The following is a 24,350-nucleotide window of genomic DNA, read 5'->3' on the forward strand; positions in this document are numbered from 1 at the left end:
CCATCGAGGGCAGCCGGAGTGATAACCATGCCCAAATCGCCTGCGTCCCGACAGACTGGCCGAGTCGCGGCCGGAACGCATCAACTGGGTAAGGCGTGGTGACCACGAACGCGACGCCCGCGACGCTCGCCGTGACGGCGACGAGGCGCGTCATCGAGAACGGGTCGAGGAAGTGCCCGGCCGTCCCGGCGGTGACGATGAAGCCCGCGATCATCATGATCCAGACGATCGCCGCCGCCGACGCCTGCCGCGCGGGCGCGACGCGCTCGGCCAGCAGCGCGAGGAGCGAGGTGCCCGAGGCGCCGACCCCGACGCCGATGATGCCGAAGGCCAGCGTCGAGAGCGCGATGCCCGCGACGAGGTTCGTCGCCGCGAGCGCGGTGGCGAGCGCGGCGAGCACCGCGCCGACGGCGAGCGCCGCCATGCCGCCGACGATCCACGGCGTGCGCCGCCCGCCCACGTCCGAGCCGTGGCCCCAGCGCGGGCGCAGCAGCTGCACGGCGTAGTGCAGGCCGACCAGCAGGCCCGGCAGGGAGGCGGCGAGCGCGAGCTCGACCACCATGACGCGGTTCAAGGTCGAGGTGGTGATCACCACGATCGCGCCGAGCGAGGCCTGGACGAGGCCGAGCCGGGCGATGCCGAGCCAGGAGAGGGGAGCGCCGTCGCGCGAGGCCGTCCGGGAGGCTGTCATGGTGCCGCTCCCTTCATCCGCCGACCGGCCCGAGCCCGCGCAGGGCGAAGGCGGTGGCGAGCATGCCCAGCACGTAGAGCGTCGTGCCGGTGGCGTTGTACCAGGCGGCCTTGCCGCGGGGATCGGCGACGAGCTTGCCCATGAGCGCGGCCTGCGCGGCGAGGAGCGCGGTCACCGCGAGCGCGTGCCAGGGCGCGCCCCAGAAGAGCAGCAGCGCGATCACCACCAGCTGCGGCGCCGCCATGACGACGCAGGCGAGGCGCGCGGCGCGGTCGACGCCGAGCAGGACGGGCAGCGAATCGACGCCCTCGCGCTTGTCGCCTTCCACCGACTTGAAGTCGTTGAGCGTCATGATCCCGTGCGCGCCGAACGAATAGAGCAGCGCCACGACGACGATCCGCCAGTCCGGAAACGCGGCGGCCATGATGGCGGCGCCGGTGAACCAGGGCAGGCCCTCGTAGGAGATCGCGACCGCCGAGTTGCCCCACCAGCCGTTCTGCTTGAGGCGGAAGGGCGGGGCCGAATAGGCCCAGGCGAGCGCGAGCCCGATCACCCCGGCGAGCAGCACGACGGGCCCGAGCATGAAGGCGACGAGGAACGAGAGCGCCGTCCAGATCACGGCGATGTAGAAGCCCCATTGCCCGGGGATGCGCCCGGAGGGGATCGGCCGGTTCGGCTCGTTGATGGCGTCGACGTGCCGGTCGTACCAGTCGTTCACCGCCTGGCTCGCCGCGCAGACGAGCGGCCCCGCCAGCACCACGCCCGCCAGGATCACGGGCCAGCGCGTGTCCGCGGCGACGCCGGAGGAGACGACCCCGCAGGCGAACGCCCACATGGGCGCGAACCAGGTGATCGGCTTGAGGAGCTCGGTGAAGGAGAGGATGGCCGGTCGCGTCATGCCGGAGATGCTACCCCGCTCGGCCGGCCCGTCAATCAGAATTGACACTTACGTGTGTCAAGTCGGGTGAGGGGCTGCACGGCCCCGTCCGGCCTCAGTCGTCGTGGTCGAGGTCGCCGAGCCCGTGCCGACGCAGCTTGGCGTAGAAGCTCTGGCGCGAGAGGCCGAGCATCTCGGCGGCGGAGGCCCGGTTGTCGCCGGTGAGGTCCAGCGCGGCCTCGATGCACAGCTTCTCGATCACGTCCGTCGTCTCGCGGACGAGCTCCTTGAGCGACACGCGCCCGACGAGCTCCTTCATCTGCGCGACGGAGTGCGGCAGCTCCGGCCCGGCGGCGCCCATCGCGGCGGCGGGACGCGGGCCCGTGGAGCGGATGGCGAAGCCGTAGCAGGCGTCGTCGACCTCCGGCGCCAGCACGGCGGAGACCTCGACGTCCTCGGTCAGCCCGTACTCGCCCTGCACCACGGTGCCGAATCGCTTCACCGCGCCGTGCTCGCGCACGCTCGCCGTGAGCACGTTGCAATCGACGCTGGAGCGGCCGAGCCAGCGGTCGAGCGGCTCGCCGCGGGCCTGCTCCTCGGTGGCGAGCTGCACGAGATCGAGGAAGGCGGCGTTGGCGGAGAGGATGCGCCGGTCGGAATCGGTCACGACGATCGCATCCGGCAGGCGCTCGACCACGCGCAGCACACGCCGGCGCGCGGCCGCGAGGGCGCTCGCGCCACCGGCGGGCGGGGCGAGGCGCACGAGGAAGTGGGTCACGCGCTCCTGGCGGAAGACCGAGGCCGAAGCCAGGGCCTCGCGCCCGTCCCCGAGCCTGAGGCGCGCCTCGTCGGAGCGCCCGGCGGTGCGGGCGGCGCCGAGCAGGTCCTCGAGCGCGCCGGCGCTCTCGGCCGCGAAGAGCTGGGCGAGCGGGCGCCCGGCGATCGGCCGGCCGGAGGCGACGAGCTCGATCGCGGCGGGGTTGGCCTCGCTGACGCGCCGGGTCGCCGCGTCGACGACGAGCACCGCTTCCGACGCGATCTGGAACAGGAGACGGTAGCGCGTCTCGGCGCTGCGTAGATGCGAGTACTCGCGCTCCATCGCGGCCTGTGCGTCCACCAGCCGGCGCTGCAGCGTGGCGACGCCACGCAGGTCGCGGCCCACCGCGACGATGCGCCCGGAGCGGCCGACGTCGACGGCGGAGTAGAGGATCGGCAGGTCCGGCCCGACGGGGAGAGGGTGGTTCACCTGACGCCAGATGCGCGCCTCGTCGGAGGCGGCGTTGCGCATCAGCGCCTCGATCTTCTCGCGGCTCTCGACGGTGACGGTGTCGACCCAGCGCTTCCCGCGCCAGCGCCCGCATTCCTCGACCTCGAGCTCCCGCGAGCCGACGGCGACGTCCTCGATCACCCCGTCGGGATCGACGATGAGCGCGAGATCGTTCGTGGCCGCGATCAGGCGCGCAGCGCTCGCCGCGTCGACGTCGGCCAACGCCGTCTCAGGGGCCCGGAATCGGCGCAGGCCCTCGGGAGCCGTAGGAGTGTCCATCGGGCGCTGCGATCCTCGCTGTTCCAAGCCGATCCCTCACCGAGCCCGCGCGGCGCCTCCCACGAACCGCTGCGCCTTCCTGACGGCGTCCAGGCCGTCGAACGCCACGAGGTCGGCACCGACGAGCGCGGCACTCTCGGGATGTTCGTTGAAGTAGTGGCCCCCGACGACGACACCGACCCGCTTGTTGCGCGACCTGCGCCGGACGACGTCGATAGCGGACGCGAGCTCCGCGAGCAAGCTCTCGCAGCTCAACGACAATCCGACGACGTCGAACCAGTCCGAGCGGACGATGCGGCCCAGCTCCGCGAGCGAGGTGCCGGGGGCGCACACGGCGTCCCAGCCCGAGCGGCGCAGGAATTCCTCGACGATGGCCACGCCGAACGTGTGGGTCTCGCCCGGCGAGGAGGCGAGCAGGATGCGCTTCTCCTCGGGCCCGGTGTCGCCTTCCGCCTCGAAGGGCGCGCTGAGGGCGCGCAGCACCTGCTGGAGGCGCGAGAGAGCGATCGTGACGTCGCAGAAGTCCGCCTTGTCCTCCCGCCAGAGCGCATCGAGATGATTCGCGGCCGGTGCGAGCAGATGCAAGAAGATCGTCTCCAGCGTCGCGCCCCGCGCGCGCAGGACGGAGATGTAGGAGGTCGCGACCTCCACGTCGTGCGCGATGACGAGGCCGGCGAACTCCACCACCTCCTCGTGCGAGGGCAGCGGGTCCTGCCGGTCGCCCTCGCAGCAGCCGTCGCTCGTGTGCACGAGCATCAGGCGGGGGATGATCTCGGCCTCGATCGTCCGGGAGAGCGCGTCCCTGCGAGCCGCCTCCGTCCGTGGTGCACGGCGCGAGCTCTGCCCCACCGAACGTGCCTCGCCGCCTGGCGCAGCGGCGGAGGACGATGCGATCGCCTCCTTGAGGATGGCCATCGTAACCTCCCTTCGTCTCGGCGTCGTGCGCGTCGACTGCTCGGCGGACCGTTGATCTTGTTGATTTTTCTGGTCGGGGAGCGTGGCTGAACTTGGAGCGAGCATAAGGCGGAGCAAGCTGTGCGCGCAAGTGGTCCGAAGCTACGCACTTAACCCGACCGTGTTTGTTGTGAGGATGGATTGACGTCAATCTAGGTTGACACTTCCGGGCCCGCTCCGTAGCTTTCGAGGCAAGAAGACGAGCCGTTCCAGGGAGGGTCGCGATGCGTCGCGCCGACGCCGAGACGCCGAGGAGAGGTCTCTACACGCCTCAGGAACGCCTGCGGCGCGACGCCTCTCCGTGGACGACGGTGCAGGGGGTGCTCGCGCCGGTGCAATTCCTGGTATGCCTCGCCAGCATCGCCCTGATCGCGCGCTACCTCGCGACCGGCGACGGCTATGCGCTCGCGACGATCTCCATCGTGGTCAAGACGCTGACGCTCTACACGATCATGGTCACCGGAGCGATCTGGGAGAAGGAGGTCTTCGGCGTCTACCTGTTCGCCGAGCCGTTCTTCTGGGAGGACGTCGTCTCCTTCGGCGTGATCGGGCTGCATACCTTCTATCTCGTGGCGCTGTTCACGGATCTGCTCGGCTCGCGCGGCGAGATGCTGCTCGCGCTCGCCGCCTACGCCGCCTACGTCGTCAACGCCGTGCAGTTCGTCCTCAAGCTGCGCGCCGCGCGGCTGCAGGAGACCCGCGAGAGGGGCGCCGCGGCGCCCGCGGGCGGCGGGATCCCGGCGGGGGAGGGTGCCCGATGAACCGCCATGTCGTCGTCGACGAGACCCGCCGCCCCGCGCCCGCCGGCTGCGCCGACGTACCGAGCGTCCCGCCGACCGTCGCCCCGGGCACCGGCCCGGCCGTGCGCACCGAGCGCGGCCAGCGCGAGGTCTTCTGCGGGCTCACGGGCATCATCTGGATGCACCGCAAGATCCAGGACGCCTTCTTCCTGATCGTGGGGTCGCGCACCTGCGCGCACCTGATGCAGTCGGCCGCGGGCGTGATGATCTTCGCCGAGCCCCGCTTCGCCACCGCCATCATCGACGATCGCGACCTCGCCGGCATCGCCGATGCCAACGACGAGCTCGACACCTGCGTCGAGCGGCTCCTGTCGCGCCGGCCCGACATCAAGATGCTCTTCCTCGTCGGCTCCTGCCCTTCGGAGGTGATCAAGCTCGATCTGTCGCGGGCGGCGCAGCGCCTCTCCGCGCGCTTCCTGCCCGACGTGCGGGTGCTCTCCTATTCCGGCTCCGGCATCGAGACGACCTTCACGCAGGGCGAGGACACCTGCCTCGCCTCGCTCGTGCCGACCCTGCCGCAGGCCGCGCCGGAGGCGCAGCAGCTGCTCGTCGTCGGAGCGCTCGCGGACGTGGTCGAGGACCAGTTCGCCCGCATCTTCGCCGCGCTCGGCATCCCCGCGCGCTTCCTGCCGATGCGCCGGGCGAACGAGCTGCCTCCGGTGGGGGAGGGCACGCGCATGCTCCTCGCCCAGCCGTTCCTGGCGGAGACCGCGCGCGCCCTCGAGGCGCGCGGCGCGACGCACCTCGGGGCACCGTTCCCCCTCGGCGTCGAAGGGACGACGGCCTGGCTGCAGGCGGCCGCGGACGCCTTCGGCGTCGACCCGGCGGCGCTCGAGCGCGTCACCGCGCCGATGGCGGCGCGCGCCCGCGCCGCGCTGGAGCGCCAGCGCGAGCGGCTTTCCGGCAAGCGGATCTTCTTCTTCCCCGATTCGCAGCTCGAGCTGCCGATCGCCCGCTTCCTCCACCGCGAGCTCGGCATGGAGCTCGTCGAGGTCGGCACGCCCTTCCTCCATCGCCAGCACCTGGCGGCGGAGCTGGCGCTCCTGCCGGACGGCGTCGCGATCGTCGAGGGCCAGCACGTCGACCGGCAGCTCGATCGCTGCCGCGCGGCCGCGCCCGACATCACGGTGTGCGGGCTCGGCCTCGCCAACCCGCTCGAGGCGGAGGGGCTCGCGACCAAGTGGTCGATCGAGCTGCTCTTCACCCCCATCCACGGCTACGACCAGGCGGCGGACCTCTCCGGCCTCTTCGCCCGCCCGCTCGTGCGCCGCGAGAAGCTGAAGGTTTGAGGCGATGAAGCTCACCGTCTGGACCTACGAGGCTCCCCCGCACGTCGGCGCGATGCGCGTCGCGACCGCGATGGAAGGCGTCCACTACGTCCTGCACGCGCCGCAGGGGGACACCTACGCCGACCTGCTCTTCACCATGATCGAGCGGCGCGACCAGCGCCCGCCGGTGACCTACACGACCTTCCAGGCGCGCGACCTCGGCGCGGACACGGCGGAGATCTTCAAGGAGGCCGCACGGGAGGCCTACGAGCGCTTCGATCCCGACCTGATGCTGGTCGGCGCCTCCTGTACCGCCGAGCTGATCCAGGACGATCCGGGCGGGCTCGCGAAGGCGCTGAACCTCCCCGTCCCGGTCGTGCCGCTGGAGCTGCCCTCCTATCAGCGCAAGGAGAACTGGGGCGCGGCGGAGACCTTCCTCCAGCTCGTGCGCGCGCTCGCACGGCCCCGCGCCGAGCCGCGCGCGGAGGGTGCGCAGCCCTCGTGCAACATCCTCGGCCCGACCGCGCTGGGCTTTCGCCACCGCGACGACCTCGAGGAGATCCGCCGGCTGATGGCCCGCATCGGCGTGCGCGTGAACGCGGTGGCGCCGCTGACGGCGCGGGCGCACGACATCGCGCGCCTCGGCGAGGCGGACTTCAACGTCGTCATGTACCCCGAGATCGCCGGCCCCGTGGCGCGCCACCTGGAGCGCGCCTGCAGGCAGCCCTTCACCAAGACCGTTCCCATCGGCGTCAACGCCACGCGCGCCTTCGTCGAGGAGGTCGGCGCGCTCGCCGGGCTCGACGTCGCCGACGTCCTCGCCGAGGGCGCGGGGCGGCTGCCGTGGTGGTCGCGCTCGGTCGATTCGAACTACCTCACCGGCAAGCGGGTCTTCGTCTTCGGGGACGCGACCCACGCCATCGCCGCCGCCCGGGTCGCCTCCGAGGAGCTCGGCTTCGAGGTCGTGGGGCTCGGCACCTATTCGCGCGAACTCGCCCGCGAGGTGCGCGCCGCGGCCGAGGGGCTCGGCCTCGAGGCGCTGATCACGGACGACCATCTCGAGGTCGAGGACGCGATCACGGCCCTCGCGCCGGAGCTCGTGCTCGGCACGCAGATGGAGCGCCACATCGCCAAGCGGCTCGGCGTCGCCTGCGCGGTGATCTCGGCCCCCGTCCACGTTCAGGACTTCCCCGCCCGCTACTCGCCGCAGATGGGCTTCGAGGGCGCGAACGTCCTCTTCGACACCTTCGTCCACCCGCTCGTGATGGGGCTCGAGGAGCACCTGCTCTCGATGTTCCGCGAGGACTTCGAGTTCAACGACGGCGCGGTCCCCTCGCATCTCGCCTCCGAGCACGCCGCGCCGCGCCGCGAGGCGGCCCCCGCGCCGGCCGAGCCGACTTCCGGGCCCGAGCCCGCGCCGGCCGCAGACGGCGGCGTCGCCGTCCTCGAGCGACCGGCGGCCGATGCCGACCTCCGCTGGACCGCCGAGGCGGAGAAGGAGCTGCTGAAGATCCCCTTCTTCGTGCGCGGCAAGGCCCGGCGCAATACCGAACGCTTCGCGCGCGAGCGCGGGGTCGCCCCGATCACCGTCGAGACGATCTACGATGCGAAGGCTCATTTCAGTCGCTGACCGGACGGATCTGACGATCCGATCCATGGACGGGCCCGCCCCGGCCTGCCTCGACCGCGTCGCGGCTCCCTCGGCTGCGGGCGTGCCCCTGCGCTTCACCATCGTGACGCTCGACAACCATCTCGCCGGCCCGATCGCCCGCGCCCGGCGCACCCTCGCCCGTGAACTGCCGGGGCTCACACTGCGCGTCCATTGCGCCACCGATTTCGAGGGCGATCCCCAGGCGGTCGCGCGCGCCGTCGCCGACATCGCGAGCGCCGACATCGTGCTGTGCACGATGATGTTCCTCGAGGACCACATCCGCGCCGTCATGCCGGCGCTGGAGGCCCGGCGCGACGCCTGCGACGCGATCGTCGCCTGCATGTCGGCGGGGGAGGTGACGAAGCTCACCCGCATCGGCGGGCTCGACATGAGGAAGCCCGCCTCCGGGCCGATGGCGCTGTTGAAGAAGCTGCGCCCGAAGAGCTCGAAGAAGGACGGCGCCCCCGGCGCCGGCGACTCGGGCGCGCGTCAGCTCAAGCTCTTGCGCCGCATCCCGCAGATCCTGCGCTTCATCCCGGGCACCGCCCAGGACCTGCGCGTCTACCTCCTCTGCCTGCAGTACTGGCTCGCGGGCTCGGAGGAGAACGTCGCCAACATGGTCCGCCTGCTCGTGGACCGCTACGCCGCCGGCCCGCGTCGCGCCCTGCGCGGCACGCTGAAGGTCGGCGACCCGGTCGAGGTGGCGGAGGTCGGTGTCTACCATCCGCGCGTCCCCGGCGGCATCGCCGAGAAGGCGGACGCGCTGCCGCGCACCGGCGGGGCCGGGCGGGTCGGGCTCGTGTGCCTGCGCTCCTACATCGTCGCCGAGGACACCGCGCACTACGACGGGGTGATCGACGCGCTCGAGGCGTCGGGCCTCGACGTCGTGCCCTGCTTCGCCGCCGGCCTCGACGCGCGCCCCGCCATGGAGCGCTACTTCCTCGATCGCGACGGGCGTCCGACGGTGGACGCCGTCGTCTCGCTCACCGGCTTCTCGCTCGTCGGCGGCCCCGCCTACAACGATTCGAAGGCCGCCGAGGAGATCCTCGCGCGGCTCGACGTGCCCTACCTCGCCGCGCAGGCGAGCGAGTTCCAGTCGCTCGCCGCCTGGGAGGGGTCCGAGCGCGGCCTGCTGCCGGTCGAGGCGACGATGACGGTCGCGCTTCCCGAGCTCGACGGCGCGACCGGGCCGATCCTCTTCGCCGGGCGCGGCCCCGGCGCCGGCGCCGGCGCCTGCGGCCATTGCCGACGCTCGGAGGCGGAGCGCGCCGCCGGCGCCTGCGGCGACTGCATGCGCCCGCAGCCCGAGCGCGTGGCGATGCTCGCCGCGCGGGTGGCGAAGCTCGTCGCCCTGCGCCGCACCGCGCGCGCCGCGCGCAAGGTCGGCATCACGCTCTTCAACTTTCCGCCCAACAGCGGCGCCACCGGCTCGGCGGCCTTCCTCGCCGTGTTCGAGTCGCTCTTCAACACGCTCGCGGCGATGAAGGCCGCCGGCTATACGGTCGACCTGCCCGAGAGTGTGGACGCGCTGCGCACCGCGATCCTCGAGGGTAACGCCGCCCGCTACGGCGCGGACGCCAACGTCGGCGCGACGATCCCCGTCGACGACCACGTGCGCCGCGAGCGGCATCTCGCGCAGATCGAGGCGCAATGGGGCCCCGCGCCCGGGCGGCAGCAGACCGACGGCGCCTCGCTCCACGTGCTCGGCGCGCGCTTCGGCAACGTCTTCGTCGGCGTTCAGCCCGGCTTCGGCTACGAGGGCGACCCGATGCGGCTCCTGTTCGAGCGGGGCTTCGCGCCGACCCACGCCTTCTCCGCCTACTACCGCTGGCTGCGCGAGGATTTCGGCGCGCACGCGGTGCTGCACTTCGGCACGCACGGTGCGCTGGAATTCATGCCCGGCAAGCAGACCGGACTGTCGGGCGCCTGCTGGCCGGACCGGCTGATCGGCGATCTGCCCAACCTCTACGTCTACGCCGCCAACAATCCCTCCGAGGGCATGATCGCCAAGCGCCGCGCCGCCGCGACGCTGATCTCCTACATGACGCCGCCGGTCGGGCATGCCGGCCTCTATCGCGGCCTCGTCGACCTGAAGGGCGCGGTCGAGCGCTGGCGCGCTCTGCCGCCGGAGGACATCGCCGAGCGCGCCGACCTCGCGCAGAGCATCCGCGCGCAGGCGGGCGAGCTCGACTTCGTGCTCGCCGATCCCGGCCCGACCGGCGAGGCGGACATCGCCGGGCTGTGGGAGCAGGTGCTCGAGTACGAGACGACGCTCATCCCCTACGGCCTCCACGTGATCGGCCGCGCTCCGTCGGCGGTCGAGCGCGCGGACCTCCTCGTCTCCGTCGCGGACGCCTCCGACGGCATCGCTCTGGCGCGTGCCGCCGCGGAAGCGCTCGCCGCCGGCGCCACGCCCGCCGCCGCCCACCAGGCGGCGGAGCCCGGGCGCGGCGAGGTGACGCCGGACCAGCTCGAGGTCCTGACCCGGCTCGCGGCGGTGAACGCCGCGATGGCCACGGACGGCGAGCTGCCCGGCATCCTCCACGCGCTCGACGGCGGCTACATCCGCCCCGTGCCCGGCGGGGACCTGCTGCGCACCCCCGCGATCCTGCCGACAGGGCGCAACATCCATGGTTTCGACCCCTTCCGCATCCCGAGCGCCTACGCCGTCAAGGACGGCGCGCGGCAGGCCGACGAGCTGATCCGCCGCCACCGCGCCGACGGCAACCCGCTGCCGGAGACGGTGGCGATGGTGCTGTGGGGCACCGACTCGCTGAAGACCGAGGGGGCGCCGATCGGCCAGGCGCTCGCGCTGATCGGCGCCGCGCCGAAGTTCGACAGCTACGGGCGGCTGTGCGGCGCCGTGCTGCGGCCGCTCGACGAGCTCGGCCGCCCGCGCATCGACGTCGTCGCGACGCTCTCGGGCATCTTCCGGGACCTGATGCCGCTGCAGACGCGCATGCTCGCCGAGGCCGCCTTCCTCGCGGCCTCCGCCGACGAGCCGGATGCGATGAACTTCGTCGCCAAGCACGCCCGCGGCTACATGGCCGAGAAGGGCTGCGACCTCGAGACGGCGGCGCTGCGCATCTTCTCCAACGCGGACGGCACCTACGGCGCGAACGTCAACCAGCTGATCGACGCCGGCGCCTGGGACGACGAGGACGAGCTCGCCGAGACGTTCTCGCGGCGCAAGTGCTTCGCCTACGGGCGCTCCGGCAAGACGACGCGCGAGCCCGCCCTGTTCGAGAGCATGCTGTCGGGTGCCGACCTCGCCTACCAGAACCTCGAATCGGTCGAGCTCGGCGTCACCACCGTCGATCAGTACTACGACAGCCTCGGCGGCATCTCGAAGGCGATCGGCCGGGCCCGCCGCGAGGCCGGCCGCGACGCGCCCGGCGCCCGGCCGGTTCCCGTCTACATCGGCGACCAGACCAAGGGGAAGAACGTCGTGCGCACGCTCACCGAGCAGGTGGCGCTCGAGGCCCGCACGCGCATGCTGAACCCCAAGTGGTACGAGGGCCTGCTGCAGCACGGCTACGAGGGCGTGCGCCAGATCGAGGCCTCCGTCACCAACACGATGGGCTGGTCGGCCACCACCGGCCAGGTCCAGGACTGGGTCTACCAGCGCCTGACCGAGACCTTCGTGCTCGACGCGGCGATGCGCGAGCGCTTGGCCGCGCTCAACCCGAAGGCGTCCGTGAAGATGGCCAACCGCCTCATCGAGGCGCACGAGCGCCGCTACTGGACGCCCGACGCCGCCACGCTCGCAGCGCTGCGCGCCGCGGGCGAGGCCCTCGAGGACCGCCTTGAAGGCATCACCGAAGGAGCGACCCCGTGACCGCCTTGAACATCCGTGCGCCTATCCCCCGGCGCCCCGCTCTCGGCCGCTCCGACGGCGAGGGCAGCGTGCAGGTTCACCTGGATCCGAGCCTCGACATGGGCAAGGCGCAGGTCTTCGCCGTCTACGGCAAGGGCGGGATCGGCAAGTCGACGACCTCGTCCAACCTCTCGGCCGCCTTCTCGAAGCTCGGCAAGCGCGTCATCCAGATCGGCTGCGACCCCAAGCACGACAGTACCTTCACCCTCACTCGGAGGCTAATCCCCACCGTCATCGACGTGCTGGAGACGGTGGACTTCCACTCCGAGGAGCTGCGGATCGAGGACTTCGTCGTCGAGGGATACAATGGTGTGATGTGCGTCGAGGCCGGCGGCCCGCCCGCGGGCACCGGCTGCGGCGGCTACGTCGTCGGCCAGACCGTGAAGCTCCTCAAGGAGCATCACCTGCTCGAGGACACGGACGTCGTGATCTTCGACGTGCTCGGCGACGTGGTCTGCGGCGGCTTCGCCGCGCCGCTCCAGCACGCCGACCGGGCGCTGATCGTCGCGGCCAACGACTTCGACTCGATCTTCGCGATGAACCGCATCGTGCAGGCGATCAAGGCGAAGTCGAAGAACTACGAGGTCCGCCTCGGCGGCGTCATCGCCAACCGCTCCGCGGCCACCGACCAGATCGAGCGCTTCACCGACAAGATCGGCATGAACGTGCTCGCCCGCTTCCCGGATCTCGACGCCATCCGGCGCTCGCGACTCGGTAAGCGCACGATGTTCGAGATGGGGGATGAACCCGATGTTCGCGCCGTGCAGGACGAGTACCTTCGCCTTGCGCAGTCGCTGCTCGACGGCACGGACCCGTTGATCTGCGATTCCCTCAAGGACCGCGAGATCTTCGATCTTCTGGGGTTCGAATGATGCAGACCCAGAGCTACGTCGACCGCCGCCATCGCCTGCAGGCCTATTTCGACCGCACGGCATCGGAGACCTGGGCGCGGCTGACGTCGGACGCGCCGGTGAGCCGCATCCGCGCCACCGTCCGCGCCGGGCGCGCGGAGATGCGCGCGACCATCCTGTCCTGGCTGCCGGACGACCTGAGCGGCCTCACCCTGCTCGACGCCGGCTGCGGCACCGGGGCGCTCAGCGCCGAGGCCGCACGGCGGGGCGCACGGGTGACCGCGATCGACGTGGCCGAGAGCCTGGTGGCCGTCGCGCGCGAGCGCCTGCCGGCGGACGTCGACCCGGCGTTCGTGACCTTCCGCACCGGGGACATGCTCGACGAGGCGCTCGGGCGCTTCGACTACGTCGTTGCGATGGACTCGCTCATCCACTACCGGCCCTCGGACATGGCCGGCGCCCTCGCGGCGCTGTGCTCGCGCACGGACCGGGCGGTGATCGCCACCTTCGCGCCGCGCACGCCCGCCCTCTCGCTGATGCACGCCACCGGCAAGCTGTTCCCGCGCGCGGACCGCTCGCCGGCGATCGTGCCGGTGTCGGAGACGACGCTGGCGCGGCTCGTCGGCGGCGAGCCCGACGCCGCCGGCTGGCGCACCGGCCGCACCCGGCGGGTGAGCCGCGGCTTCTACACCTCCCAGGCCCTGGAGCTCGTTCCAGCATGAGGCAGGCCGGGCCCACCCGCTCGACGCCGGCGCTGTCGAGCTTCTGGACGCTGATCGGCACGCGCTTCCTGCCGTTCGCGGACGCGGCGACGCGCGAGCTGCCGCTCCCGCGGCTCGTGCGCCTGTCGCTGTTCCAGGTCTCGGTGGGAATGGCGATCGTGCTCCTCAACGGCACGCTCAACCGGGTGATGATCCTCGAGCTCGACGTGCCGGCCTGGCTCGTGGCCTCGATGATCGCGCTGCCGGTCCTGTTCGCGCCGGCACGGGCGCTGATCGGGCATCGCTCGGACCACCACCGCTCGCTGCTCGGCTGGAAGCGGGTGCCCTACATCTGGTTCGGCTCGCTGCTCCAGTTCGGCGGGCTCGCGATCATGCCGTTCGCGCTGCTCGTGCTCTCGGGAGACGGGCAGGGGCCCGTCTGGGTCGGCCAGCTCGGGGCGGGCCTCGCCTTCCTGCTCGTCGGCGCGGGCCTTCACACGACGCAGACCGCGGGCCTCGCGCTCGCGACGGACCTCGCGCCGGAGGCGTCGCGCCCGCGGGTGGTCGCCTTCCTCTATGTCATGCTGCTCGCCGGCATGGTCGCCAGCGCGGTCCTCTTCTCCGTCCTGCTCGAGCCCTACAGCCATCTCGCGCTGATCCAGGTCGTGCAGGGCGCGGCCGTGGTGACGATGGTGCTCAACGGCATCGCGCTGTGGAAGCAGGAGGCGCGCGACCCGTCCCGCACCCGCGTGGACACGCCCCGGCCCGCGTTCCGCGAGAGCTGGGCGAAGTTCGTCGCCGGCGGGCGCGCCACGCGCACCCTCGTCGCGGTCGGCCTCGGCACGGCCGGCTTCTCGATGCAGGACATCCTGCTCGAGCCCTACGGCGGCGAGGCGCTCGGCATGTCCGTCTCGGCGACGACGGCGCTCACGGCGCTTCTCGCCGCCGGCTCGCTCGTCGGCTTCGCCTATGCCGCGCGCCGGCTCACGAGAGGCGGCAATCCGTACCGGCTCGCCGCGCTCGGCGTGCTCGTCGGCATCGCCGCGTTCTCCTGCGTGGTCTTCGCGGGCGCGTTCGACTCGGCCCCGCTGCTGCGCATCGGCGCCGTGCTGATCGGGCTCGGCGCCGGGCTGTTCGCCGTGGGCACGCTCACCGGCGCGATGGCGCTCGCGGATGCGAGCGGCTCGGGCCTCGCGCTCGGCGCCTGGGGCGCGGTGCAGGCCACCGCCGCGGGCGTGGGCATCGCGCTCGGCGGGGCGATCCGCGACGGCGTCGGCGCGCTCGGCGCCTCGGGGGCGCTGGGCACGGCGCTGGCGGGTCCGGAGATCGGCTACCACGTCGTCTACCACCTCGAGATCCTGATTCTGTTCGTCTCTCTCGTCGCGATCGGTCCGCTGGTCGCACCCGCTTCGGTCGGCACCTCGGCGCGCCGCGAGCGGTTCGGTCTCGCCGACACGCCAGCTTGAATGAGGAGGCTTCCATGGGCACTGGAGCCATCACGGGTTACATCGACGTCGCGCAGGTCACGCTCTACGTCTTCTGGTTCTTCTTCGCGGGGCTGATTTTCTACCTGCGCCGCGAGGACAAGCGCGAGGGCTACCCGCTCGTCTCGGAGCGCTCCGAGCACATCCTGGTGCAGGGCTTCCCCTCGATGCCCAAGCCCAAGACCTTCCTCCTGCGCAACGGCCACACCTACCAGGCGCCTCCCGGCCACGTCGACGAGCGCGAGCTCAAGGCCGTGCCGGCCGAGCCCTGGCCCGGCGCGCCGCTCAAGCCCACCGGCAACCCGATGATCGACGGCATCGGCGCGGCCTCCTACGCGCTGCGCGAGGACGTTCCCGAGCTCACCGCCGAGGACGAGAACCGCACCGTTCCGCTGCGCGTGGCGACCGACTTCGCCGTCGCCGCGCAGGACGAGACGCCGATCGGCATGCCCGTCTACGGGGCCGACGGGATCAAGGCGGGCGTCGTCTCGGAGATCTGGATCGACCGCTCCGAGCCGATGATCCGCTACCTGGAGACGGAGGTGGCGACGGCCGCCGGCCCGCGCACCGTGCTCGTGCCGATGAACTTCTGCCGCATCAAGAAGGCCCGCGGCGAGGTCCACGTCGCCGCCATCCTCGCCTCCCAGTTCGCCGACGTGCCGGCCCTCGCCTCGCCCGACCAGATCACGGCGCGCGAGGAGGACAAGATCACCGGCTACTTCGGCGGCGGCACCATCTACGCCACCCCCGAGCGCGCGGAGCCGATCGTATGAGCATCGCAATCGTGAAGAAGCCCGAGGATGCGCTCGCCGCCGCGGCGGCCCGCGAGGCCGCGCAGGCCGAGCCCGTCACCCCGCGCGGCCTGCCCGCTCCGCTGCCGGAGGGCGAGACGATCCTCTGGCAGGGCCAGCCGGCCTGGCGCACGCTCGCGCGGCGCGCGATGCACCTTCGCGGCATGAGCCTCTATTTCGGGATCCTCGCCGTCTGGGCCTTCGGCGAGGCGATCGTGGCGGGGGAGGGCGTCCCCGCGGCGCTTCTCTCCGCGACCTGGCTTCTGGCGCTCGGCGCGGCGGCGATCGGGCTCTTGTCGCTCTATGCCTGGCTGTCCGCCCGCTCGACCTTCTTCACCATCACGAACGAGCGGCTGATCCTGTCCTTCGGCGTGGCGCTGCCGATGAGCGTGAACGTGCCCTTCAGGCTCCTCGAGAACGTCGCGCTCAAGCGCTGGCCGAACGGCACCGGCGACCTCCCGCTCACCATCAAGAGCGAGCGGCGGCTCTCCTACGTGCTGTTCTGGCCCTACGTGCGGCCCTGGCGGTTCTCGAAGGTCGAGCCGATGCTGCGCGCGGTGCCGCAGGCCGAGCGCGTCGCGGCGATCCTGGCCGAGCGCCTGACCGCCACGCACGGCGAGAACGCGGCGGCGCAGGCGGCGGCGTCCTCGCGGCACCAGGACGCGAGCGAGGGCGCGCGCGACGACGCACGCCTGCGGCCGGCCACCGCCTGAGACCCGCACCGAGACCCGTGGAGCTCCCCCGATGAACGCTCACGCGATGCCACCCCGACCGGAGCCGGCCGCCGACGTGCCGCGCCGCCGGCCGCACTTCCCCAGGGGCGCGCTGTACGGCGCCGCGACCGTTCTCCTCGCGGTGCTCGTCTCCGTGTGGATCTTCCGCGAGCCGGAGCCGGCGCCGCGGGACCTCACGGGCGCGCACCTCGCCGTGCCGCTGATCTTCGAGGACCGCGCCGACGGCGCCGTCGTCGTGCGCGACCCGGCGGACGGGACGGTGCTGCGCGTGTTCGACCCGGGCACCAACGGCTTCGTGCGCGGCGCCATGCGCGGCCTCGCCCGCGAGCGCAAGCGCCGGGCGATCGGCGCGGAGGTGCCCTTCACGCTCGTCCTGTGGCCCACGGGCCACCTCTCGCTCGAGGACCCGGCGACGCATGCCTCGATCGATCTCTCCGCCTTCGGCCCGGACAACTTCGCGCCGTTCGTCACGATCCTGAACGCAGAGGGAGGGGCGTCATGATCTTCCGCCGCACGCTCGAGGTGCCCTGCACCGTCGAGATCGAGAACACGTTCGACAGCCTCCACGCGCATGTCGACCTGCACGGGATCAAGGTCGCGCCCGGCGACAGCGTGATCGTCCACGGCGCGCCCACCATCGTGCCGCACGGCGAGCGGCAGGTCTTCGAGCGCCGCGCCACCGTGGTGCGCGCGACGATCCTCGACCGCCTCTTCGCTAGGGCCGAGGGCTATGCGGAACTCACCGACCTGTTCGAGGTCGGTTTCGAAGGGCATCCTCCGGAGATCCGCAAGAGCGACGGGCCGGCGCTACCCCTGCCGGCAGACGACGCCCGACATTCCCGAGGGAGGGACGCGACATGATCACGATGGAAGGCGGAGTCGGCCAGGGCGAGAACGGCAAGCCGCGCCGGGGCCCGCGCGAGGTCAACGAATCCACCCGTCGCGCCCAGGCGAGCACGATGCTCTCGCCGCGCTTCTACACGACCGATCACGCCGCCATGGACGCGATCGACGTCGAGCCCGTGCGCAAGGACTGGGACGCGCTGATCAAGGAGATGCGCGACGACCCCAACAAGGGCCACTTCAAGCGCACCGACGAGTGGGACGACTTCGACCTCTCGACCCTGCCCGAGGGCCTGCAGGAGGAGCTCAAGGACTTCCTGATCTCGTCGGTGACGGCGGAGTTCTCGGGCTGCGTCCTCTACGTCGAGCTCAAGAAGCACATCAAGAACCCCGACGTGCGCGAGCTGTTCGCGCTCATGGCCCGCGACGAGGGCCGGCACGCGGGCTTCATCAACGACACGCTCAAGGACCTCGACATCGCGGTCGACCTCGCCTTCCTGACGAAGGCGAAGAAGTACACCTACTTCAAGCCGAAGTTCATCTTCTACGCGACCTACCTCTCCGAGAAGATCGGCTACGCGCGCTACATCACCATCTACCGTCTGTTCGAGCGCAATCCCGAGCTTCGCTTCCACCCGATCTTCAAGTGGTTCGAGAAGTGGTGCAATGACGAGTTCCGCCACGGCGAGGCCTTCGCGCTGCTCATGCGCGCCAACCCGCACCTCGTCTCGGGCCTGAACAAGTACTGGGTGCGCTTCTTCCTGCTCGCGGTCTACGCGACGATGTACGTGCGCGACCACGCCCGGCCGCACTTCCACGCCGCGCTCGGCATCGACCCGGACGAGTACGACTACCGCGTCTTCCGGATCACCTCCGAGGTCTCCCGCCAGGTCTTCCCGGTCGTGCTCGACATCGACCACCCGGCCTTCAAGGCGGGGCTCGATCGGCTCGTGCGCATCTCCCGCTCGATGGAGAAGGCCGCCGCGCACGGGGGCCTCGCGGGCAGGCTGCGCAAGGGCGCGCTCTCGCTCGCCGCCGCCGCGACCTTCGCGCGGCTCTACCTCCTGCCCGTGAAGCGCAACGAGGTCCCCGCCTCGGTGCGCCTCGAGCCGGCCTGGTGAGGACGCACGCCCCATGACCATGGTCCTCGTCGCGGCCGGTTTCGCGCTCTTCGCCTGGTGGGCCTCCACCGGGCTCATCCTGATGCTCGACCGGCTGCCGCGCTGGACCTTCGCGTGGACCATGGCGGGGGCGACGGCGCTCACGGCGCTCGCGGTCTGGGGGCTCGCCTGGTCCGCGCAGCAGACGAGCGTCGCCGCGGCGCTGTGCGCCTTCGCCTGCGCGCTCGTGGTCTGGGGCTGGACCGAGGTGTCCTTCCTCACCGGCTGGATCACCGGGCCGCGCACGACGGCCTCGCCGCCGGGGACCCGGGGGCTGGCGCGCCTGCGCCACGCGATCGCGGCCATCATCTGGCACGAGCTCGCCATCCTCGCGGGCTTCCTCGTCGTGCTCGCGGTGACGTGGGGCGGCGAGAACCAGACGGCGACGGCGACCTACGCCGTCCTGTGGATCATGCGGCTGTCGGCCAAGATCAACATCTTCCTCGGCGTGCCCAACCATGCCGACGGCTTCCTGCCCGAGCATCTCGCCTACCTGAAGTCCTGGTTCACCAGGCGCGCGATGAACCCGTTCTTCCCGGTGTCGGTCTCGGCCGCCCTCGTGGTCCTCGCGCTCGTCGCCGCCCCGGTGTTCGCACCGGAGACCGGGGCGTTCGAGGGGGCGAGCCGTGCGCTCGTGGCGACGCTCCTCGCGCTCGCGATCGTCGAGCACTGGTTCCTGGTCCTGCCCTTCGAGTCGATCGCGCTCTGGCGCCTGCCGTCCGGCGAGCCGCGGGCCGGCGAGTCCTCGCGCGACGCACTTCCGCCGAGCCTCCCCGCGCCGCCTCCGGGCACGGTTCCCACCCCGCTCGCTGCCGTTCTTCCCGCCCCGTTGCGCGAGCCCGTCCCGGACTCCGCGCGCGACCCCCGCGCCCCGCGCCGCCCCGTGCCGCGTGTCGAGGACACGCCGTCCGCGTTCAGCCTGTGGAGACGATGATGAACTACGAGGAAATCTTCCGCACCGCGCTCGACGGGCTGCACCAGGAGGGCAACTACCGGGTCTTCGCCGATCTCGAGCGGCAGGCCGGCGCCTTCCCGCGCGCGATCTTCCGCAGCGGCGGCGTCGAGCGCGAGGTCACGATCTGGTGCTCGAACGACTATCTCGGCATGGGCCAGCATCCCGACGTCATCGCCGCGATGCAGGAGACGATCGGGCGCTGCGGCGCCGGCGCCGGCGGCACCCGCAACATCTCCGGCACCACGCACGCGCACGTCCTGCTCGAGCAGGAGCTCGCCGAGCTCCACGGCAAGGAGGCGGCGCTGCTCTTCACCTCGGGCTACGTCTCGAACTGGGCGGCGCTCTCGACGCTCGGCGCCAAGCTGCCGAACGCCGTCATCGTCTCGGACGCCGACAACCACGCCTCGATGATCGAGGGCATCCGCCATTCCAAGGCCGAGAAGGTGATCTTCCGCCACAACGACGTCGCCGATCTCGAGGCCAAGCTCGCGGCGATCGACCCGGCGCGGCCGAAGATCGTGGCCTTCGAGTCCGTCTATTCGATGGACGGCGACATCGCGCCGATCTCCGACATCTGCGACGTGGCCGAGGCCTACGGCGCGATGACCTATCTCGACGAGGTCCATGCGGTCGGCATGTACGGCCCGCACGGCGGCGGCGTCTCGGAGCGCGAGGGGCTCGCGCATCGCCTCACGATCATCGAGGGCACGCTCGGCAAGGCCTTCGGCGTGATGGGCGGCTACATCGCCGGCTCGGAGGCCGTGTGCGACTTCGTGCGCTCCTTCGCCTCGGGCTTCATCTTCACGACGGCGCTCCCGCCGGCGCTCGCCGCGGGCGCACGCGCCGCGATCCGGCACCTGAAGGTCTCGGACGTCGAGCGCCGCGGCCAGCGCGAGCGCGTGGCGCAGCTGCGCGCGCGGCTCGACGAGGCGGGCATCCCGCACCTGATGAACGGCAGCCACATCGTTCCCGTCATCGTGGGCGATCCCGTGCGCTGCAAGGCGATCACCGACCTGCTGCTCGAGCGCCACGGCATCTATGTCCAGCCGATCAACTACCCGACCGTGGCGCGCGGCACCGAACGGCTGCGCATCACGCCCGGGCCGCTGCACACGGAGGCGGACGTCGAGCACCTCGTGCGCGCGCTCGAGGCCTGCTTCGCCAGCGTCGCCGAGCTGCGCGAGGCCGCGGAGTAGCGCCCTCGCCCCCTCACGCGTCCCGCGCGAGGGCGGCGAGCCGTGCGACCATGGTCGATCCCGGATCGGACAGCGGGGCGACGACGTCGAAATGGTGCCGGCCGGGCGCCGACTCGTAGCGCGTGGCGACACCCTTCGCCCCCCAGGCCTCGACGATGGCGCGGCTCTGGCGGTGGTACTCCGCGCTCTCGATCTCGCCGACGATCGCGTCGAGGCTGCCGCCGGGGATCGGCTCCCACAGGAGCGGGCTCGCGGCCTTCGCCTCGGCCTCGTCCATCCGCAGCGCGCCGTTGACCTTGGTGTGGAGGAGCGGCGCGAGGTCGAACAGGCCGGAGATCGCATAGGCGGCGCGCACCAGGTCGTCCGGCAGGTCCTGCGAGACGGCCTTCCAGTGCGTGGCGAGCAGGCAGGCGGCGAGATGCCCGCCGGCGGAATGGCCGGCGACGACGAGGGGGCGGTCGAAGCGCGCCATCTCGCGGGCGGCGGTGCGCATCTCCTCGACGATCTCGCCGATGCGCGCCTGCGGCGCGAGCGTGTAGCTCGGGATCGCGACCTGGATCCCGTGCGCGAGGAGCCCCGCCGCCAGATGGCTGAAGGAGGAGCGGTCGAGCGATTGCCAGTAGCCGCCGTGGATGAACATCACGGAGGCAGCCGCCCGGTCGGTTTCCGGCCGGAACAGGTCGAGCCGCTGGCGCTCGCCCGCCCCGTAGGCGATCTCGAGCGGCGGATGCGCCGCGCGGAAGGCGGCCGCATCGCGTGCCCAGCCGGCGAAGATCTCCGGGTGGTGCGGCACCCGCGCGCGGTTGTCGTACTCGGCCTCGTAGTCGATCGGCGCGTCGGTCATCTGAGGGCTCCTCTCGCGTCCAGAGGGAAGCGCGCCGGGCGCCTGGCCGCAAGGGCCTGTGCGCCCGAAGCCGGATCGGCACGCCCGCGCCCTCGCCGTGCCCGCCGCCACCCGTCCGCCGCTTTGACTTCCCCGCGCGCATCCGTCAAAAGGCCGGCCTTCCGGGACGCGCGCCCGCGGCCGCGCCCCGATCGGGAACCCGAGAGGCCCAGATGAACAACCCCGTTCTCGTCGAGGTGACGCGCGGCGCGCTCGTCGAATCCCGCCATCGCGGCGCCGTGGCGGTCGTCGACACCGAGGGCACGGCGGTGCTCACGATCGGCGACGTGGACGAGCCGGTCTTCCCGCGCTCGGCCGTCAAGGCCATCCAGGCGCTGCCCCTCGTCGCGAGCGGGGCGGCGGACGCGATGGGCCTGACCGACGCCGAGCTCGCCCTCGCCTGCGCCTCGCATTCCGGCGAGCCGGCCCATGTCGAGACCGCGGCGGCGATGCTCGCCAAGGCCGGGCGGGACGTCGGCACGCTCGAATGCGGCTGCCATTGGCCGCTCGACCAGAAGGTCGCCCGCGCGCTCGCCGAGGCGGGCGGGCAGCCGAGCGCGCTCCACAACAATTGCTCGGGCAAGCACGCGGGCTTCGTCTGCCTCGCCTGCGCCTCCAAGGTCGATCCCGCCGGCTACGTCGGACCGGATCATCCGGTGATGGAGGAGGTGCGTGCCGCGCTCGAGGAGGTGACCGGCGCGACCCACACCGCCGACCGGCGCGGCACCGACGGCTGCGCCATCCCGACCTACGCCGTGCCGCTCACCGCGCTCGCCTACGGCTTCGCCAAGCTCGGCACCGGCATGCACCTCTCCGACGCCTACGCCGCCGCCGCGGCGCGCATCCGCAAGGCGGTGGCGGCGAACCCGTTCATGGTGGCCGGCACCGGCCGCTTCGACACGCGGGTGATGGAGTGCCTCGGCCCGCGCGTCTTCCTCAAGACGGGCGCCGAGGGCGTCTACTGCGCCGCCTTCCCGGAGCTCGGGCTCGGCGCCGCGCTCAAGTGCGACGACGGCGCGACCCGTGCGGCCGAGGCGATGATGGCGGCGATCATCCGTCGCTTCCTCGACCTCGACGACAAGGAGCGCACCCTCGCCGATTCCGTCGCCGCAGCGGCGATCAAGAACTGGAACGGCACCCTGGTCGGCGAGATCCGGGCGGTGGGACCGCTCTCCGGCTGAGCGGCGGCGTCACCGCTGCGCCAGCGCGCCGGCGATCTCGGCGGCGAGCGCCGCGTTGTTCTTCACGAGCGCGACGTTCGTCGCGAGGCTCCGGCCGTGCGTGAGCGCGACGAGGCGCCCCAGCAGGAACGGCGTCACGGCCTTCGCGCTCACGCGCTCGGCTCGCGCTTCCGCGAGGGCGGTGGCGATGTGCGCGTCGATCTCGGCGCGGGGGATCTCCGCCTCTTCCGGCACGGGGTTCGCGACGAGCACGCCGCCGTCGAGCGAAAGATCGCGCTTGGCGGCGATCAGGGACGCAATGGCCGCGGCATCGTCGAGCCGCAGCGGCGCGGCCAGGCCCGACGAGCGGCTCCAGAAGGCGGGGAGGTCGTCGGTGCGGTAGCCGATCACCGGCACGCCGCGGGTCTCGAGCGCCTCCAGCGTGCGCGGCAGGTCGAGGATCGCCTTCGCGCCGGCGCAGACGACGCAGACCGGCGTGCGGGCGAGCTCCTCGAGATCCGCCGAGACGTCCATCGTCTCCTCGACGCCGCGATGCACGCCCCCGATCCCGCCCGTGGCGAAGACCCGGATGCCGGCCGCCGCCGCGCAGATCATCGTCGCGGCGACGGTCGTGGCGCCGTCGCGCCCGGCGGCGACGGCGAAGGGGAGGTCGGCGCGCGAGAGCTTCATCACGTCCGACTTCTGCGCCAGCGCCTCCAGCGTCGCGTCGTCGAGCCCGACGCGGATGCGGCCGGCGATCACGGCGATCGTCGCCGGCACGGCGCCCCCCGCCCGCACGACCGCCTCCACCGCCCGCGCGGTCTCGAGGTTCGCGGGCCAGGGCATGCCGTGGGTGATGATCGTCGATTCGAGCGCCACCACGGGCCGTCCGGCGGCGAGGGCGTCGGCGACCTCGGGGGCGATGTCGAGGAACGAGGGGTGTGCGGTCATGGGGCGGCTCCGTCGGCCAGCGCCTCGGCGAGGAGGGCGGGCGAGAGGTCGGCGCGCACGGCGCCGGGGCGGGCGATGGTGAGGCGGGCGAGGGCCTGGCCGGCGGCGAGCGCGTCCGATGGTATCGCGCCCGCGGCGAGGCGATGCAGGGTCCCGGCGATGAGCGCGTCACCGGCGCCGGTGACGTCGACCACGTCGGCCGCAGGCGCGGGACGATGCGTCGCGCCATGCGCTTCCGCGTGGACGAGGCCGTCGGCGCCGAGCGTCACCACCGCCGCGGCGGCGCCGCGGGCCACGAGGGCGCAGGCGAGATCCTCCGGCGGGCAGACCGCGCCGACGATGGCCTCGGCCTCGTCGCGGGCGCAGAACAGGACGGCGACGCCATGGAGGTCCCGCGGCAGGCGGGCGGATTTCGCGACCGACACCGCATCGAGCGCGAGGCGCCACGGCGCCCCGCGGGCGCGCTCCACGAGGGCCGCGAGCGCGTCCGCCGCGCAGTTCGCGTCCGCGAAGACGAGGCCGGCGAGGTCCAGCGCCGGTTCGGCACGCCCGACGAAGCCGGCATCGAGCCGTGCCAGCCCCTCCATGGCGGCGAGGCCGACGTGCAGCGCGCCGTCCGGGGCGAGCACGGCGACGTATTCCGCGGTCCGCATGCCGTCCGCACGCTCGATGCCGGACACGTCGACGCCGCGCTCGGCGAGGGCGCTCACGATCTCCGCACCGGCCGCATCCGCGCCGACGACGGTGGCGAGCGCCACGGGCGCGCCGAGCCGCGCCAGCGTCTCGGCGACGTTGCGCGCCACGCCCCCGTGCGAGACGCCGGCCGTGGCCGGGTTCGAGGTCCCGAGCCGGACGGCGTCGCGCACGCGATAGGTCCGGTCCACGGCCGCGCCGCCGAGGCAGAGGATGCGGCGGGGTGGGGCAGGGGGCATGGCGGGACGGTCGTGCGGGTTCGGGATGGAGCCGCTTAGCAGAGG

General features: G+C 72.4%; 22 protein-coding genes. 15 read left to right on the forward strand and 7 right to left on the reverse strand.

The annotated features are described in order from the left end of the window. The 4 genes from G407_RS28580 to G407_RS0118510 form a co-directional block, all read right to left on the reverse strand. A partial coding sequence (locus tag G407_RS28580) for a PucC family protein (protein WP_210163134.1) occupies window positions 1-691 on the reverse strand: 691 nt, incomplete at its 3' end. A gap of 13 nt (window positions 692-704) precedes the next feature. Next, entirely contained in the window at window positions 705-1,589 is an 885-nt protein-coding gene (gene chlG / locus G407_RS0118500; RefSeq protein ID WP_029032025.1) for a chlorophyll synthase ChlG, read from the reverse strand. A 94-nt stretch (window positions 1,590-1,683) separates the two neighbouring features. Beyond that, on the reverse strand, window positions 1,684-3,114 hold the full coding sequence (gene ppsR, locus G407_RS0118505; protein ID WP_052341556.1) for a transcriptional regulator PpsR: 1,431 nt from the start codon (window positions 3,112-3,114) through the stop codon (window positions 1,684-1,686). A 36-nt stretch (window positions 3,115-3,150) separates the two neighbouring features. Then, window positions 3,151-4,029 carry a cobalamin B12-binding domain-containing protein gene (locus tag G407_RS0118510; protein WP_052341557.1) on the reverse strand — a complete coding sequence of 293 codons (879 nt, stop codon included), beginning with the start codon at window positions 4,027-4,029 and terminating at the stop codon, window positions 3,151-3,153. Between the two features lie 263 nt (window positions 4,030-4,292). Here G407_RS0118510 and bchF point away from each other — a divergent pair, with 263 nt between their 5' ends. Genes bchF through hemA form a run of 14 tightly spaced genes read left to right on the forward strand, consistent with a single transcriptional unit; the run spans window position 4,293 to window position 20,379 of the window. Then, a complete protein-coding gene (bchF, locus tag G407_RS28585; protein ID WP_043540160.1) occupies window positions 4,293-4,829 on the forward strand; it encodes a 2-vinyl bacteriochlorophyllide hydratase in 537 nt (178 codons plus the stop codon). After that, window positions 4,826-6,157: a ferredoxin:protochlorophyllide reductase (ATP-dependent) subunit N gene (locus G407_RS28590; protein WP_084327624.1), complete on the forward strand. Its 1,332-nt coding sequence runs from the start codon at window positions 4,826-4,828 to the stop codon at window positions 6,155-6,157. The genes bchF and G407_RS28590 overlap by 4 nt, the downstream gene beginning before the upstream one ends. A 4-nt stretch (window positions 6,158-6,161) precedes the next feature. After that, window positions 6,162-7,766 (forward strand): ferredoxin:protochlorophyllide reductase (ATP-dependent) subunit B, encoded by a 1,605-nt coding sequence (gene bchB, locus G407_RS0118525; protein ID WP_029032028.1) that lies wholly within the window; start codon window positions 6,162-6,164, stop codon window positions 7,764-7,766. A 25-nt stretch (window positions 7,767-7,791) separates the two neighbouring features. Then, window positions 7,792-11,625 carry a magnesium chelatase subunit H gene (locus G407_RS0118530; RefSeq protein WP_052341558.1) on the forward strand — a complete coding sequence of 1,278 codons (3,834 nt, stop codon included), beginning with the start codon at window positions 7,792-7,794 and terminating at the stop codon, window positions 11,623-11,625. Continuing rightward, on the forward strand, window positions 11,622-12,536 hold the full coding sequence (gene bchL / locus G407_RS0118535) for a ferredoxin:protochlorophyllide reductase (ATP-dependent) iron-sulfur ATP-binding protein (RefSeq protein ID WP_425337519.1): 915 nt from the start codon (window positions 11,622-11,624) through the stop codon (window positions 12,534-12,536). Before G407_RS0118530 ends, bchL begins: the two co-directional genes overlap by 4 nt. After that, window positions 12,536-13,237 (forward strand): magnesium protoporphyrin IX methyltransferase, encoded by a 702-nt coding sequence (gene bchM, locus G407_RS0118540; RefSeq protein ID WP_029032031.1) that lies wholly within the window; start codon window positions 12,536-12,538, stop codon window positions 13,235-13,237. Before bchL ends, bchM begins: the two co-directional genes overlap by 1 nt. Continuing rightward, window positions 13,234-14,682 (forward strand): BCD family MFS transporter, encoded by a 1,449-nt coding sequence (locus G407_RS0118545; RefSeq protein ID WP_043540161.1) that lies wholly within the window; start codon window positions 13,234-13,236, stop codon window positions 14,680-14,682. The genes bchM and G407_RS0118545 overlap by 4 nt, the downstream gene beginning before the upstream one ends. 14 nt (window positions 14,683-14,696) lie before the next feature. Continuing rightward, on the forward strand, window positions 14,697-15,473 hold the full coding sequence (gene puhA, locus G407_RS0118550; protein WP_029032033.1) for a photosynthetic reaction center subunit H: 777 nt from the start codon (window positions 14,697-14,699) through the stop codon (window positions 15,471-15,473). Further along, complete coding sequence (gene puhB, locus G407_RS28595) at window positions 15,470-16,204, forward strand: photosynthetic complex putative assembly protein PuhB (protein ID WP_052341559.1); 735 nt, start codon at window positions 15,470-15,472, stop codon at window positions 16,202-16,204. Before puhA ends, puhB begins: the two co-directional genes overlap by 4 nt. A 31-nt stretch (window positions 16,205-16,235) precedes the next feature. Next, entirely contained in the window at window positions 16,236-16,727 is a 492-nt protein-coding gene (gene puhC / locus G407_RS28600) for a photosynthetic complex assembly protein PuhC (protein ID WP_052341560.1), read from the forward strand. Then, window positions 16,724-17,086: a hypothetical protein gene (locus G407_RS28605; RefSeq protein WP_425337520.1), complete on the forward strand. Its 363-nt coding sequence runs from the start codon at window positions 16,724-16,726 to the stop codon at window positions 17,084-17,086. The genes puhC and G407_RS28605 overlap by 4 nt, the downstream gene beginning before the upstream one ends. Beyond that, entirely contained in the window at window positions 17,083-18,189 is a 1,107-nt protein-coding gene (acsF, locus tag G407_RS28610; RefSeq protein ID WP_084327625.1) for a magnesium-protoporphyrin IX monomethyl ester (oxidative) cyclase, read from the forward strand. Before G407_RS28605 ends, acsF begins: the two co-directional genes overlap by 4 nt. A 13-nt stretch (window positions 18,190-18,202) precedes the next feature. Beyond that, window positions 18,203-19,162, forward strand: a complete 960-nt coding sequence (puhE, locus tag G407_RS28615) for a putative photosynthetic complex assembly protein PuhE (RefSeq protein WP_084327626.1) — start codon at window positions 18,203-18,205, stop codon at window positions 19,160-19,162. Beyond that, window positions 19,162-20,379, forward strand: a complete 1,218-nt coding sequence (gene hemA / locus G407_RS0118580) for a 5-aminolevulinate synthase (RefSeq protein ID WP_029032034.1) — start codon at window positions 19,162-19,164, stop codon at window positions 20,377-20,379. The genes puhE and hemA overlap by 1 nt, the downstream gene beginning before the upstream one ends. A gap of 13 nt (window positions 20,380-20,392) precedes the next feature. On the opposite strand, the gene G407_RS0118585 is transcribed toward hemA, so the two are convergent. Next, a complete protein-coding gene (locus tag G407_RS0118585; protein ID WP_029032035.1) occupies window positions 20,393-21,223 on the reverse strand; it encodes an alpha/beta hydrolase in 831 nt (276 codons plus the stop codon). Window positions 21,224-21,435: 212 nt separating this feature from the next. Between G407_RS0118585 and G407_RS0118590 the strand changes: the two genes are divergently transcribed. Next, a complete protein-coding gene (locus tag G407_RS0118590; RefSeq protein WP_029032036.1) occupies window positions 21,436-22,443 on the forward strand; it encodes an asparaginase in 1,008 nt (335 codons plus the stop codon). A gap of 9 nt (window positions 22,444-22,452) precedes the next feature. On the opposite strand, the gene G407_RS0118595 is transcribed toward G407_RS0118590, so the two are convergent. Both G407_RS0118595 and G407_RS28620 read right to left on the reverse strand, forming a co-directional pair. Next, window positions 22,453-23,373 (reverse strand): pseudouridine-5'-phosphate glycosidase, encoded by a 921-nt coding sequence (locus G407_RS0118595; protein ID WP_029032037.1) that lies wholly within the window; start codon window positions 23,371-23,373, stop codon window positions 22,453-22,455. Continuing rightward, window positions 23,370-24,305, reverse strand: coding sequence for a PfkB family carbohydrate kinase (locus G407_RS28620; protein ID WP_052341561.1), 936 nt, complete (start codon window positions 24,303-24,305; stop codon window positions 23,370-23,372). Before G407_RS28620 ends, G407_RS0118595 begins: the two co-directional genes overlap by 4 nt. Window positions 24,306-24,350 lie beyond the last annotated feature (45 nt).

The sequence above is a fragment of the Salinarimonas rosea DSM 21201 genome (assembly GCF_000429045.1).
GTDB lineage: Bacteria > Pseudomonadota > Alphaproteobacteria > Rhizobiales > Beijerinckiaceae > Salinarimonas > Salinarimonas rosea.

Bases quoted from the DNA above. Each gene is read 5' to 3' on its own strand.
- ppsR (WP_052341556.1), bottom strand. From the start codon at position 3,114: ATGGACACTCCTACGGCTCCCGAGGGCCTGCGCCGATTCCGGGCCCCT.
- puhC (WP_052341560.1), top strand. From the start codon at position 16,236: ATGAACGCTCACGCGATGCCACCCCGACCGGAGCCGGCCGCCGACGTG.
- puhA (WP_029032033.1), top strand. From the start codon at position 14,697: ATGGGCACTGGAGCCATCACGGGTTACATCGACGTCGCGCAGGTCACG.
- chlG (WP_029032025.1), bottom strand. From the start codon at position 1,589: ATGACGCGACCGGCCATCCTCTCCTTCACCGAGCTCCTCAAGCCGATC.
- bchM (WP_029032031.1), top strand. From the start codon at position 12,536: ATGCAGACCCAGAGCTACGTCGACCGCCGCCATCGCCTGCAGGCCTAT.
- puhB (WP_052341559.1), top strand. From the start codon at position 15,470: ATGAGCATCGCAATCGTGAAGAAGCCCGAGGATGCGCTCGCCGCCGCG.
- hemA (WP_029032034.1), top strand. From the start codon at position 19,162: ATGAACTACGAGGAAATCTTCCGCACCGCGCTCGACGGGCTGCACCAG.
- acsF (WP_084327625.1), top strand. From the start codon at position 17,083: ATGATCACGATGGAAGGCGGAGTCGGCCAGGGCGAGAACGGCAAGCCG.
- G407_RS28620 (WP_052341561.1), bottom strand. From the start codon at position 24,305: ATGCCCCCTGCCCCACCCCGCCGCATCCTCTGCCTCGGCGGCGCGGCC.
- bchF (WP_043540160.1), top strand. From the start codon at position 4,293: ATGCGTCGCGCCGACGCCGAGACGCCGAGGAGAGGTCTCTACACGCCT.
- G407_RS0118595 (WP_029032037.1), bottom strand. From the start codon at position 23,373: ATGACCGCACACCCCTCGTTCCTCGACATCGCCCCCGAGGTCGCCGAC.
- puhE (WP_084327626.1), top strand. From the start codon at position 18,203: ATGACCATGGTCCTCGTCGCGGCCGGTTTCGCGCTCTTCGCCTGGTGG.
- G407_RS0118510 (WP_052341557.1), bottom strand. From the start codon at position 4,029: ATGGCCATCCTCAAGGAGGCGATCGCATCGTCCTCCGCCGCTGCGCCA.
- G407_RS0118545 (WP_043540161.1), top strand. From the start codon at position 13,234: ATGAGGCAGGCCGGGCCCACCCGCTCGACGCCGGCGCTGTCGAGCTTC.
- G407_RS0118530 (WP_052341558.1), top strand. From the start codon at position 7,792: ATGGACGGGCCCGCCCCGGCCTGCCTCGACCGCGTCGCGGCTCCCTCG.
- G407_RS28590 (WP_084327624.1), top strand. From the start codon at position 4,826: ATGAACCGCCATGTCGTCGTCGACGAGACCCGCCGCCCCGCGCCCGCC.
- bchB (WP_029032028.1), top strand. From the start codon at position 6,162: ATGAAGCTCACCGTCTGGACCTACGAGGCTCCCCCGCACGTCGGCGCG.
- G407_RS0118585 (WP_029032035.1), bottom strand. From the start codon at position 21,223: ATGACCGACGCGCCGATCGACTACGAGGCCGAGTACGACAACCGCGCG.
- G407_RS28605 (WP_425337520.1), top strand. From the start codon at position 16,724: ATGATCTTCCGCCGCACGCTCGAGGTGCCCTGCACCGTCGAGATCGAG.
- G407_RS0118590 (WP_029032036.1), top strand. From the start codon at position 21,436: ATGAACAACCCCGTTCTCGTCGAGGTGACGCGCGGCGCGCTCGTCGAA.